The organism is Brevibacillus borstelensis, assembly GCF_036700025.1.
GTDB classification, from domain to species: Bacteria; Bacillota; Bacilli; order Brevibacillales; family Brevibacillaceae; genus Brevibacillus; species Brevibacillus borstelensis.
On record NZ_CP144922.1, the window covers coordinates 2,784,727 to 2,797,203 of the forward strand.

A 12,477-nucleotide genomic window follows, 5' to 3' on the forward strand; every position below is an offset into this window, starting at 1 on the left:
AAAAGGGGGAATACGCGGTGAGTGATCAGGACATTCAGATTATCGATTTTGAAGAAATGCTCCGCTTCGTGGAACGCCGCCTGGCCGAGGCCGGGAAGTACGTGCAGCGGGATGCGATCATTATGATCCTTCAAGCAGAAGAAGCGTTTTTGATGGAAAAAGGAGTCATTCAAGAAGTGAAAGAATAGCGACAGGGCAGCCTGCTTTGAGTAGGCTGCCTTTCTTTTTCGGAAAAAAAAGAGGATACAGGAAAAAAATGGCGAATACATGACCCATCTGAACATTGTTATAAAGGAGTGCTTTCCGGTTGCAAGCGCAAGAGAGGGATGGAAAGCAGGCGATCGATCTGTATCGGGATGAACTGCGCCGGACCATACAAAATGTACATAATCTGATTTTCAAGTACAAACGCGGCGAAGATGGGTCTTTTATTTTTACGTTGTCAGAAGGTAAGCTGGCCAGGGATTTTGGGCTGACGACTGAATCAATCGGCCAAAAAAAGCTGCAAGAGATCTTGCTGACCTGTAACGAGGAAAAAATACTCCCTTTGTATGAACGTGCTTATGCAGGTCAAATTGTCGAATACGAAGCCTCGATCGGCGATCGGATATTTACAACGACATTGGCGCCGATTACGGATTCTGGCGACGTTGTGGAAGTAGTCGGTTCGCTTACAGAGATTACCGAACGAAAACAAATGGAACGAGAATTGAAAGAAACGGAAGAACTGTACCGCAGTCTTGTAGAAGACACGCTGGTTGGCGTATACATCGCCTATGTGAACGAACCCGGCTTTGTCTACGTAAATCCGCATATGGCGGATATGTTTGGGTATACTCAGGAAGAGCTGATGAAGCTGGGAATGGACGAAGTCATCCTCCCCGTGGAAACAGCCGATGAAACAACAAACAGCCACAAGGATACCAGTCACTCGATGCGCTATCCTTTTCGCGGATTGCGAAAGGATGGGAGCACAGTCGAGCTGGAAGTGCTGCAAAAAACGACGGTGTACAAAGGGCTTCCGGCAGTGATCGGCATTTTGCTTGATGTAACCGAAAGAAAACAGGCCGAGGAAATGCTGCGAAAGTCGGAGATGCTCTCCATTATCGGGCAACTCGCTGCCGGTGTCGCTCATGAGATTCGCAATCCGCTTACCTCGTTGAAAGGCTTCCTCCACCTATTGCAATCCCGCTATGAAGACAAACCGAAATACTACGACATCATGCTCTCTGAGCTAAACCGGATTGAGCATATCGTGAGCGAGTTTCTCGTCTTGGCCAAACCTCACAACGTTGTCTTTAATCTCCATGACATCCGTCCCATGCTTGAGCAGATCATCCTGCTCGCGGAAACGCACGCGATTATGCACGATGTACAAATTGTCACGAAATATGATGCAGACCTGCCCCCGGTTCGCTGCGAAGAAAATCAGTTGAAGCAAGTATTTCTCAATCTGTTGAAAAACGCGATCGAGGCGATGCCTGACGGTGGAGAGGTGCATGTAGAGGTGGAGCGCGAGGACAATGTTGTAGTGGTCCGTTTCCGCGATCACGGCTGTGGCATACCGGAGGATCGATTGCCAAAGCTTGGCGAGCCCTTTTTTACGACGAAGGAAAAAGGAACGGGGCTGGGTCTGATGGTCAGCTATAAAATTATCAACAGCCTGGGCGGAAAAATCACGGTCAAGAGCAAGGAACGGGAAGGAAGCACGTTTGAGGTGAGGCTGCCTGTTGTCTAAGCTTATTTGCTTCCTGAGGAAAAAACCGGTATGATGGGAAGGAAGTAGCCAATTTCATCAATAAGGACGTGAACACATTGACCGCTGAGGAAAAAGACCTGGAACTGGGTGACGTCATCACGCTTGACGACGAAAACGGAGAGCCTTTGGGCGATTTCGAAGTCATCGCAATGTTCGAATTGAACGGGAAAGAGTACGTAGCCCTTACAGAAGCTGTCGAAGACGAGGATAGCGACGAGGATTTGGAAGAGGAAGTTGACATTTTCGTATTTCAAATAGACGGTGGCGAAATGGTACCGCTGGAAGAAAACGAGGAAGATGCCGTTTACAATAAGCTGAACGAAGTGCTTGAAGGCATCGAATTGATCGAGAACGAATAAGAAAGAAATGTACAAAAAGACCGCTGCATATACGAGCAGCGGTCTTTTTGTTGCTAATCGTTCATTTTGATGATGTTGTCCTTCAGATCGCGAACGACCAGCAGGCAGGTGTAATCGGTCTCTTGCAATTCCCGGACTAGCGCGGAAGCCTCATCCTTTGTCAAACCCAGCTTTTCGAGACGTGTCCGCAATTCTTCCCCGCCATTGTCGAAAAAGTGAGCCTTGCTGTCAATATTTCCAACTGCGCTCTCAAAATGAGTACTGTACTTGTAGTAATTGTCACGCTGATTGGAGTGATTTTTGTCCGGATTCCATTTGAGTACCCAGATATCGTCCTTGTGATAGCCGGAAGCATTCAGAGCCTGTATATCGGAGGCCAGCTCCTGGTCATAACGGTGAAATTTCACGAAAGGTTTCGTTGCGCTGATCAAGGAAGTTCCCCCTTTTTGCCTGCGGTTTTCGCTCATTCGTAGCTTGCCCATAACGATGAAAAACATCGTTTGGAAAATCATAGATAGATTTGGAGGAAAACGGAAATTTCTGTAGAACCATGTAATCAGGTAATTATTCCCATGCGACAGACGCGAGCTACCCCATCACGCCTTCCGAACCCGTCGTCTGGCAGGGAAGATGACAGGAGGAAGTTGTCACAATGCCAACGCCACATTCATTCTCTGTAACCGCCAAGCATGTGCCTCTACGTACCAGTCCTTACTCCGTGTTTCCCCTAAAACGATTTCAGCATCCCGATTCGTTCGCTTCCGTCCAGCTGAATCAGCTCTACCACTCACTGTCAAAACCATTGATGGAGAGGCCGGACGATGTCCTGAACAGCCGCCTGTATTACTGGGCAAGTCCGACACAGGCAGATGCGTCGGCGTGGTCACAGGTGCAGGATATTATCAGCTTCAGTTACAACTACCGGTATCTGAGCGATCCTACGCAATATGTTCCGATCGGTTACGAAGTAGATGACAAGTCGCAAGTTTTTACTGTCCAACAGGATTTGGGAAATGACTCTGTTGTTTTGGCCACGGCCCGGGCAGTCGTGGGATCAGAGCTTGATTGCTACGACTTATTTGAAGGGGTAGAGAGGAGGGAGAAGGCGGTAGAATTTGTCCGCTTTTCCTTCCATCCCATCCTGGATATGTTTCCCAAGGATCCGAATGCGACTATGTTCAAAATCCTTCAACTGCACAAACGATATATTTTTCGCATGCTTCTCTCCACGATGGTGGACTTCGCCCAAAGGGCCGAATGGGGGACGATGTTTATTATTCTCCCGCCCCATGTAAAGAAGTATATGGCGGAATCTGGATTCGGTCTGATTCCGGTTCCATTCGCGTTGCCAAGTGAGGCCAAAGAGTATGACGAGATGCGAAATACATTTTCAAAGTACTGGAAGCCGGGTGCTCCCGTGGAAGAGCAGCCCGCTCTGTACACTGTTTCGCCGCAAGTGGAGCCCTTTAAAAAAGAGCTGAATGGATACACGATCATTTTGTAATCAGGACAAGTCGTCTGAAAGCGGGGGATTATGCATGCATTCATTCCATGATTGGCAACCGGGAACGAAGCAAGAGGAAACGGGATTCGTTTGGCGTCCGGAGTTTTTTCGCTTGTCACGAATCGAAGACCAGCATCGTGTAAGCGAGCTGATGGAGACGGAACGTCCTGAAGTCATTGATCGTCTGCGTCCCCAATTGCAGGAGATGATCAAGGCGAAACATGCAGGGATACGCTTTTCGCCCGAAGAGCTGTCTGCCGCGGTGGACGAGTACCTCGGCTCCACACCCATCTCTTTTCATGGGGTATGGGTGTATTATCCGTGGAGGAAAAAGCTGGTTCACTTGCTGGACGAAGAGGATTTCATTTTTGTGCGGACCAATCGGAACCGCAACAAAATAACGGCGGAGGAGCAAAAGCGGCTCTCTGAAAAAAGCATCGGCGTTATCGGGCTGTCTGTCGGTCAATCGATCGCCCTGACTTTGGCGATGGAAAGAAGCTGCGGTGAAATCCGGATCGCCGATTTTGATACATTGGAGCTTTCCAATTTAAACCGTATCCGGGCCGGTGTCTTCCAGCTCGGGCTGCCCAAGTGGGTGATTACGGCGAGGGAAATTGCGGAAATTGACCCATATCTGCGGGTAGTTTGCTATCCGGAAGGTATTACAGAAGAAAATATCGAACGCTTCTTATGGGATGGCGGCAAATTGGATATTCTCGTAGATGAGTGCGACAGCCTCAATATTAAAATTCTCGCCAGGGAGAAAGCGCGGCTGCATGGAATACCAGTCGTCATGGATACGAGCGACCGCGGATTATTGGACGTCGAACGCTTTGATCTGGAGCCGGACCGCCCCATCCTTCACGGATTGGCGGAAGGTTTGGATTACAGCCGGCTGCAGGGGTTGTCCGACCAGGAGAAGATTCCCGCCGTTTTGAAAATCGTCGGTTATGAAACGATGTCTGAACGGCTCAAGGCGTCTTTGCAGGAGGTGGGGAAGAGCATTATGACCTGGCCCCAGCTTGCCTCGTCTGTTTCTCTGGGAGCCGCAGTGGGCGCAGATGTTTGCCGCAGAATCTCGTTGGGGCAATTTACCGGTTCAGGCCGGTACTTCGTCGATATGGAGGAAATCGTTTCCGACAGGCAGGAGAATCTTGTGTAGGCTTTTGCAAAAAAACATGTCACCAGCCATCTCGCGCAGCGTGAGATGGCTTTCTGTTGCGCCAAATGGATCGCAAGCACCCGCGGAACCACTCTATTCGCGATGACTCGTCAGCAGTCACCGTTTTGAATGGTGAGAGTTTGCTGGCAGCATTGTCGGCAAAAGCGCGCCGCTCTGGGGATTCGATACATTTTTTTTGATCGGCATATACGCATTCGCAAGTCTTTTTCCGTCCGAAATGGCGGCTAAACATTGAATACAATGGTTTCCATACGGTACAATAGCGATTAAGTGTTCGCTTTTATAACGAGACTTCGCCAGCGACCTTGGCGGAACTGCAGTGAAAGAAGTAGAGGGGAGAAAGCGCTTGAAGGAAACAGATGCACTCCGATATACCGAAGAAGACATTCAGGTTCTAGAAGGATTGATAGCCGTCCGCAAGCGGCCGGGGATGTACATAGGTTCTACGGGCAGTCGCGGTCTTCACCATCTTTTGTGGGAGATCGTTGACAATGCTAAGGATGAGGCGTTAGCCGGATTTAACGATAAAATCATTGTAACTTTACATAAAGACGGAAGTGTCAGCGTGGAAGACCACGGCCGGGGAATTCCGACCGGCATGCACAAGACTGGACGTCCTGCGCCCGAGGTCATTTTCACGACCCTGCACGCCGGCGGAAAATTTGGCGGCGGAGGCTACAAAAAGAGCGGCGGGCTGCATGGCGTAGGCTCCAGTGTGGTTGTGGCGCTGTCGAAATGGCTGGAAGTAGAGATTCACCGCGAGGGCTCGGTGCACAAGCAAAAATTTGCCTATGTCGTGGACGAGGCAGGAAATGAACATGTGGGCAAGCCGGTAACGGATCTCGTTATTACCGGAAAAACAAGACGTACGGGTACGACGGTTCGCTTTTTGCCGGACGAGGCGGTCTTTGGAAACGCTCGCTTTGACTATGAATTGATTCGCGACAGGTTCCGCGAGACTGCCTTTTTGCTGAAGAAACTGCGGATGGTACTGATCGATGAGCGGGGTCCGGAGAAAAAGCAGGAGGAATTTTACTTCGAGGATGGCCTCAAGTCCTATGTCGAATATTTAAACGAAGGCAAGCATACCCTCCATCCGGTCGTTTACTTCGAAGGGGAAAAGGATAACGTCTACGTGGAGCTTGCATTTCAATACAACGACGGCTACACAGAGACCCTCGTCTCGTACGTAAACTCGATTCCGACCACGGATGGCGGTACGCATGTGACAGGCTTCCGCAACGGGACGACCCGGGTATTTAACGAGTTTGCCCGAAAAAAAGGCTACCTGAAGGAAAAGGACGCCAACCTGACAGGGAACGACCTGCGGGAAGGCTTCCTCGGGGTTCTGTCTTTGCAGATGGCTGACGTCCAGTTTGAATCCCAGACCAAAGACAAACTCGGGAACGAAGAAGCGCGGACAATCGTGGAGCAGATCGTCTCGGAAAAGCTGGGCTTTTTCCTGGAAGAAAACCCGGAAGTCGGAAAGCTGCTCGTAGACAAGGCCATTCGTTCGGCAGAAATCAGGGAAGAGCTGCGAAAACAGCGGGAGGCTTTGCGCGGAGACAAAAAGAGCAAAAATACAAAGAAACGCAAGTCCATTTCGGAGAAGTTTGCTCCACCGCAATATAAAGACCCGAAGCGCAATGAATTGTTCCTCGTGGAGGGGGATTCTGCCGGAGGCTCGGCCAAGCAAGCACGGAGCTCCGAATTTCAGGCGATCTTCGGATTGAGGGGAAAACCGCTCAATACAGAGAAAGCCAAGCTTTCCGATGTCCTATCCAACGAGGAATTCCGCACAGTGCTGGAAGTGCTGGAAACGGATATCGGCGAAGACTTTTCGATCGAGAATTGCGCGTTCAACAAAATCATCATCATGTCTGACGCAGACGTCGATGGATCGCATATTCAGACCTTGCTGCTCACTTTCTTTTTCCGCTATATGCAGCCTCTGATTGCAGCCGGGCATCTCTATATCGCCCAGCCGCCTTTGTATCAGGTGAAAAAAGAGGGGCGGGGAAAGGCGGAATCGATATATTGCTGGAGTGATTACGAACTGGAACAAGCCCTCAAAAAGCTTGGCCGCGGTGCTGAAGTGCAGCGCTACAAAGGTTTGGGCGAGATGAATCCGGATCAGCTGTGGGAAACGACGATGAATCCGGAAACGCGCAAACTGATCAGGGTTCAACTGGAAGACCTGGCCCACTGCGAAAAACTGGTGACGGTACTGATGGGCGACAAGGTACCGCCCCGCAGAGAGTGGATTGAAAGCCACGTCACCTTTGAAGTGGGGGAGGATGAATAAGCATGCTGTCCAATCAAATTATCGAACAAAGCTTTGCGGAAATCATGGGAAAACGCTTTGGCGATTATGCCAATCTGGTCATCCTGTCCCGCGCGATCCCCGATGCGCGCGATGGCTTGAAGCCGGTGCAGCGCCGTATTTTGTACGCGATGTACCAAGAGGGAAACACCCATGACAAGCCGTACCGGAAATCGGCGAAAACAGTCGGTTACGTGATGGGGACGTACCATCCGCACGGAGATGCCGCCATTTATGAAACGATGGTCCGCATGGCGCAATGGTGGAAAATGCGCCAGGTGCTGATTCAGGGGCATGGCAACTTCGGCAGCCTCGATGCCGACCCGCCTGCGGCGATGCGTTATACCGAGTCCCGTCTTTCGGCGCTCGCCAACGAAATGCTGCGGGACATCGAGAAAGATACCGTTACCTTCATCCCGAACTACGACAATTCGGCGGAGCAGCCGGCAGTGCTGCCGTCCCGTTTCCCCAATCTGCTTGTGAACGGAGCTTCGGGGATTGCCGTAGGGTTTGCCACGGATATTCCGACACATAATCTCGGCGAAGTGATTGATGCGGCCATTGCTCAAATGAAAAAGCCGGACATCAGTCTGGATGAGCTGATGACCTACGTAAAAGGGCCAGATTTCCCGACAGGGGGAATCGTCCAAGGGATCTCCGGCATTCGCAAGGCTTTTGAAACAGGGCGCGGACAGTTCATCATCCGCGGCAGAACCCATGTCGAGGAGCCAAAGGGAGCCAAGGTGAAGAAAATCGTCATCTCGGAAATTCCTTACGACGTGGTCAAGTCCAAGCTGGTTGCCCAGATCGATGAGCTCGTCATGGAGCGAAAAATCGAAGGGGCTCTTGCCGTCCGGGACGAGACCGGCCGCAAGGAGGCGGAGCAGAAAAAGGTGCGGATCGTCATCGACATCAAGAAGGATGTGGATGAGACACCGATCTTGAACTATCTTTACAAAAACACCGACTTGCAAATTTATTACAACTACAACATGAACGTCATTCACGAAGGCACGATTCGCCAGATGGGATTAAAAGAGCTGCTCGTCGCCTACATCGATCACCAGAAGGAAGTCGTGACCAGGCGTACCCAGTACGACCTCGATCGAAAAACCAAGCGCGAGCACGTGGTGGAAGGCCTGATTCGGGCGAAATCGATCTTGCGGCAGGTCGTGGATACGATCATGGACTCGGAAGATCGGGCCGATGCCAAGAAAAACATCATGGAGAAGTACGGCTTTACCGATCCGCAGGCCGATGCCATTCTAAGCATCCAGCTTGCTTCCTTGACCCGCCTGGACATCGTCAAGCTGGAAAAAGAGCTGGAGACGCTTGCCAAGGAGATTGCCGAGCTGAAATCGATCCTGGAGAGCGAGAAAAAGCTGATCCAGGTAATTACGTCCGAGCTGAACGAGATCAAAAAGAAGTACGCAGATCCACGTTTGACAGAAATACAGGGCGAGATCGAGGAAATCAAGGTGGATATCGCCATGCAGATCAATGCGGAGGATTGCATCGTCACCCTGACCAACGAAGGCTACATCAAGCGGACAAGTCCGCGTTCGTTCAAGTCGATGGGAGGGACGATCGATACGTGTGGAGTGAAGGAAGGAGACCGGGTCCGTTACTTCATCGAGACGAACACGTCCCATACAGCGCTGTTTTTCACGCAGGATGGCAAGTATTTTGCCACGTTGGTGCATGCCATTCCTGACGACAAATGGAAAGACATCGGCACGGCGCTCGTCAACATCATTCCGCTTGAAAAGCATCAGCGCGTAATCGGTTTTGCGATCGTGGAGAACTTCAAGCAGCCGTTGCAAATCGTTCACATGAGCCGCTCGGGTCTCGTGAAGAAAACGGCTTTGAGCGAGTACGAAACGAATCGTTCCGGCGCGCTGGTAGCGGCCAAGCTGAAATCCGAAGAGGATGAGTATGTCGCTGCGTTTGCGGCGGAGGAGAAGGGAGCATTCCTCGTCGTCACGAAAGACGGGATGGGCATCCGCTTCTTGAAGAGCGACGTAAGCCCGACTGGACGGGCTTCCAGCGGTGTCAAGGCGATCACCCTCGCAGCAGGCGATCATGTGGTCGGGGTATTGTCGATCGAAGAGAAAGATCCGCGGGTATTCAGCATTTTGACTGCAGAAGGGACCCTGAAGCGCACCTATTTGGAGAGCATCCCCTTGCAGGGAAGGGCCGGAAAAGGGGTGCAGCTCATCCGCAAACGGAAAACGCATCCCCATCTGGTGGTCGCCGTGACTGTCGAAGAGACCCTCTATGCCTTGACAGACAAACAGGAGTGGGTACAGGTACAGGCTGAACAGGTTGGCATCACGGAACAAGGCGGTATTGGCAGGGCCGCAGTCGAAGGAGAAGTCCGCAGCGTCGCATATGAAGCGGTTCTGACTGGCGAAGAGGAGGACGCTTCCTCAAAAGTCAATGAAGAGCTGCAGGCCGCTCCACGCGGTGAGGAGAAAAAACCGCTGATCCAGCAAAGCTTGTTTGACGACCCAGAAAAGGAATGATCGGAATGGGAGTGCCTTTTGAAGCGTTTGTATCGCAATTGACTCAGCAGCAAGTATCCCTGCTCGCTGATACGGTTCAGTATTTCGCAGATGCGCCCAAGCTCCTGTCCATTCCGGATGAGCAAGGGAATCGGGTAGCCGTGCCGATTTTGCCCGAGACGATGGGCAGCTTGCTGGCGGCTTTTTCAGACGGAACGGAAGCGAAGAAACTGACGTTTGGATTCCGCTGGGAGGATGATGGAGGAGATGGAACTGGCACGCTGGTCATCGCTTTGCCAAACGGTTCTGAGCTCCGTCAGCCGACCGTCCTTTCACAATTTTCACCTGTCTAAAAAAAGCGCAGCTTTCGCGTGAGAACCCCCGACACCGGGGGTTTTTGCATTCCAAGGAGATGTTTTCATGGCGGAAATGTCCTCATGTTCTTGACAATGAAATATATATGCGATATATTTCTGACAAATCAGAAAGAGGGTGTAAGCACATGCCAATCCCGAGAGGATATCAATCACCTGTACGGATGTCTGCAAAAGAAAAAGCATTTCACCAACTCCAGCGCTGGATCATTGATGGAACACTGGAGCCGGGTGAGCAATTATTCGATGCAGAGTTATCGGAAGCGCTGGGAATCAGCCGGACGCCGGTCCGAGAAGCGCTGCAATTGCTCCAGACCCAGGGATTCATCGAGACGTACCCTGGCAGAGAAACCAAAGTCACGACCATAACCAAAGAGGACGTGCCGAAAATATACCCGCCGCTTGCCGCTCTTCAGGCGCTGGCTGCCGAAGAAGCTGCGAGGAAAATAGCGACCGGAGATATCCGCAGGCTGGTCGATGTCAATAACGATTACCGGACTGCGATCGGAGAGGAGCAGCTGTTTCAAGCGATGGAGCATGACGAACAGTTTCATGATTTGATCTTGGAGATTGCGGACAACCCGTACATTACGCAATTTTCATCCATCCTGCAACTCCACGTGCGCCGCTTGAAATACGTATTTCTGCAACAACCCGTGGGGTCCAAAACAGAATCGGTGCTTGAGCATGAACGGATGATCCGCGCGTTTGAGAATCGGGACAGTGAAACGGCTGCAGCAATCATGAGACAAAACTGGCTGCGCCCGATGCAAGAGGTGTATGAGGTGTTGGTACGAGCGGAGCAGGATAGCAGCAGTCAAAAAAGGCGGATCAGCAAAGGGGATAACGGAAGTGAAAACCGAAACAGCCAATAAAGATTGGAGCATATACATTTGGATGTTTACCGTTCCGCTTTTCTGGGGAGGGGCTTTCGGGGCGGCCCAGCACGTCATCACGGAAGTTCCGCCGATAACCGCAGCCGCTTTTCGTTTTGGAACGGCCGGTCTGATTCTCTTTGTCTTTACACTTCTGCGCGGCGAGTGGCAGGTGGCGGAAATGAAAAAACATTGGCTGGGCCTTTTGTTAATGTCAGTCACAGGAGTGTTCGCCTACAATGCGTTGTTTTTTATCGGACTTTCCTATACATCGGCGATTAACGGGTCATTGATTATGGCGAACTCCCCTGTATTGATTACGCTGGGGGCTGTCTTGTTTTTAAAGGAATCGTGGAATAAGAAGCTTGGGATTGGCTTGCTGTTGTCGCTTTCCGGCGTTTTCCTCGTGATTGTCAAGGGCTCGTGGGAAGCGATGACTTCTTTGTCGTTTAATGCAGGTGATTTGTTGTTTCTGTCGGCGCTCCTATGCTGGGCGCTTTACGGCTTGATCGGCAAGGTCGTGATGAAAGGGGTATCGCCGTTATTGACAACTGCGTCGACAACGATGGCAGGCGCGTTTTTTCTCATCGTATGGTCCTTTACAGCGGGCGGCTGGGATCGTGTACCGCACATGTCCGGTCAAGCATGGGGAGAAATGGCTTATATGACGATTTTCGCGACGATTCTCGCCTTTTTTCTCTGGAATCAGGGTATTCACCGTCTCGGAGCCAGCAAAGCCAGCATCTACATGAACCTGGTGCCGATCAATGCTTGTTGGATCGCCGTTCTTTTTTACGGCTCGAGCATGACCTGGGTCCAGTGTATCGGGATCGTCCTGGTCATTGCAGGCGTGTGTACGGTGACACTTGGCAGCGGGAGAAAAGCGACTGATCGGCGAGCAGAACAGATAGTAGGGAGGGGGTGATCTAAGCGGGAAACGAGTTTCAGGGATGGTAAAAAATAAAACAGACTCATATAATAACGTATCACAGTAATTCAATGGAAATGCAAAAAATAAGAGTAGAGGCCTTCATCAGAAAGCCTCAATAACGAAAGGGGGAGTTATGGAGTAGTGACAGAAATGGTTCCAGACGTCTTCCCATATTGGTTGCTATTAAACCGAATGTAGTATTGGCCAATAGGCAATTCTTTCTTGCTTGTGAAACTAAAGGAGCCCTCTCCAGTAATCTCAGCAGTGCCAAAGAAAGTAGAGGTGCCATCAGGATTATCTCTTAATATTCGATAGTACATGATGGGGGTGTAGGATTTATTACTCTGCGTTACATTAACTGTAATATAACCAGGTGTATTAAGATAGAACCATTCGGAGTCGAGAAATCTGGTACCTTTGGTTAGGTTCGTAAAAGTTGCCACTTGTGTTGTTGTCGCAGTAGGGGAAACCGCATCCAAAGACTGTTGGGTACTAGTAGCCAGAGCATGTGAAGGAATGACAAAAGCTGTAGATAGTAATACGAATAAAGCAGCTTGAGCAAATTTTTTCAACACAATCACCTCCTGATTTTTGGTTATGTATAAATATTACCATTCAAACCACTTATTGTAAATCTATTAAAACGGGAATATTCACATTTTTCA

Annotated in this window: 12 protein-coding genes; 10 read left to right on the top strand and 2 right to left on the bottom strand. The window is 50.5% G+C overall.

Translation table 11 applies throughout. The features are described from left to right. The first annotated feature begins 17 nt into the window (after positions 1-17). The 3 genes from V5G20_RS13110 (at position 18) to V5G20_RS13120 (ending at position 2,118) form a co-directional block, all read left to right on the top strand. A complete protein-coding gene (locus tag V5G20_RS13110; protein ID WP_003385677.1) occupies positions 18-188 on the top strand; it encodes a hypothetical protein in 171 nt (56 codons plus the stop codon). A 119-nt stretch (positions 189-307) separates the two neighbouring features. Then, entirely contained in the window at positions 308-1,738 is a 1,431-nt protein-coding gene (locus V5G20_RS13115) for an ATP-binding protein (RefSeq protein ID WP_031932869.1), read from the top strand. A gap of 77 nt (positions 1,739-1,815) precedes the next feature. After that, complete coding sequence (locus V5G20_RS13120; protein ID WP_003385675.1) at positions 1,816-2,118, top strand: DUF1292 domain-containing protein; 303 nt, start codon at positions 1,816-1,818, stop codon at positions 2,116-2,118. Positions 2,119-2,171: 53 nt separating this feature from the next. Here V5G20_RS13120 and V5G20_RS13125 read toward each other — a convergent pair whose 3' ends face one another. Beyond that, complete coding sequence (locus V5G20_RS13125; RefSeq protein WP_003385674.1) at positions 2,172-2,549, bottom strand: general stress protein; 378 nt, start codon at positions 2,547-2,549, stop codon at positions 2,172-2,174. A gap of 221 nt (positions 2,550-2,770) precedes the next feature. Between V5G20_RS13125 and V5G20_RS13130 the strand changes: the two genes are divergently transcribed. The 7 genes from V5G20_RS13130 (at position 2,771) to V5G20_RS13160 (ending at position 11,806) form a co-directional block, all read left to right on the top strand. Next, positions 2,771-3,622 (top strand): hypothetical protein, encoded by an 852-nt coding sequence (locus tag V5G20_RS13130; RefSeq protein ID WP_003385673.1) that lies wholly within the window; start codon positions 2,771-2,773, stop codon positions 3,620-3,622. A gap of 34 nt (positions 3,623-3,656) precedes the next feature. Further along, positions 3,657-4,784, top strand: coding sequence for an Rv1355c family protein (locus tag V5G20_RS13135; protein ID WP_003385672.1), 1,128 nt, complete (start codon positions 3,657-3,659; stop codon positions 4,782-4,784). A gap of 367 nt (positions 4,785-5,151) precedes the next feature. Next, the gene (locus V5G20_RS13140) at positions 5,152-7,110 is read left to right on the top strand and encodes a DNA gyrase/topoisomerase IV subunit B (RefSeq protein ID WP_024984158.1); all 1,959 of its coding nucleotides are present in this window, start codon (positions 5,152-5,154) and stop codon (positions 7,108-7,110) included. A gap of 2 nt (positions 7,111-7,112) precedes the next feature. Then, entirely contained in the window at positions 7,113-9,653 is a 2,541-nt protein-coding gene (gene parC, locus V5G20_RS13145; RefSeq protein WP_327970482.1) for a DNA topoisomerase IV subunit A, read from the top strand. Between the two features lie 5 nt (positions 9,654-9,658). After that, complete coding sequence (locus V5G20_RS13150; protein WP_024984160.1) at positions 9,659-9,985, top strand: hypothetical protein; 327 nt, start codon at positions 9,659-9,661, stop codon at positions 9,983-9,985. Positions 9,986-10,134: 149 nt separating this feature from the next. Next, positions 10,135-10,881, top strand: a complete 747-nt coding sequence (locus tag V5G20_RS13155; RefSeq protein WP_081607691.1) for a GntR family transcriptional regulator — start codon at positions 10,135-10,137, stop codon at positions 10,879-10,881. Continuing rightward, positions 10,859-11,806 carry a DMT family transporter gene (locus tag V5G20_RS13160; protein WP_024984162.1) on the top strand — a complete coding sequence of 316 codons (948 nt, stop codon included), beginning with the start codon at positions 10,859-10,861 and terminating at the stop codon, positions 11,804-11,806. Before V5G20_RS13155 ends, V5G20_RS13160 begins: the two co-directional genes overlap by 23 nt. 137 nt (positions 11,807-11,943) lie before the next feature. Here V5G20_RS13160 and V5G20_RS13165 read toward each other — a convergent pair whose 3' ends face one another. Next, the gene (locus V5G20_RS13165; protein ID WP_227277621.1) at positions 11,944-12,387 is read right to left on the bottom strand and encodes a hypothetical protein; all 444 of its coding nucleotides are present in this window, start codon (positions 12,385-12,387) and stop codon (positions 11,944-11,946) included. Between the last annotated feature and the right edge of the window lie 90 nt (positions 12,388-12,477).

Coding starts and splice junctions, on each gene's coding strand:
- V5G20_RS13130 (WP_003385673.1), top strand. CDS start 2,771: ATGCCAACGCCACATTCATTCTCTGTAACCGCCAAGCATGTGCCTCTA.
- V5G20_RS13135 (WP_003385672.1), top strand. CDS start 3,657: ATGCATTCATTCCATGATTGGCAACCGGGAACGAAGCAAGAGGAAACG.
- parC (WP_327970482.1), top strand. CDS start 7,113: ATGCTGTCCAATCAAATTATCGAACAAAGCTTTGCGGAAATCATGGGA.
- V5G20_RS13150 (WP_024984160.1), top strand. CDS start 9,659: ATGGGAGTGCCTTTTGAAGCGTTTGTATCGCAATTGACTCAGCAGCAA.
- V5G20_RS13155 (WP_081607691.1), top strand. CDS start 10,135: ATGCCAATCCCGAGAGGATATCAATCACCTGTACGGATGTCTGCAAAA.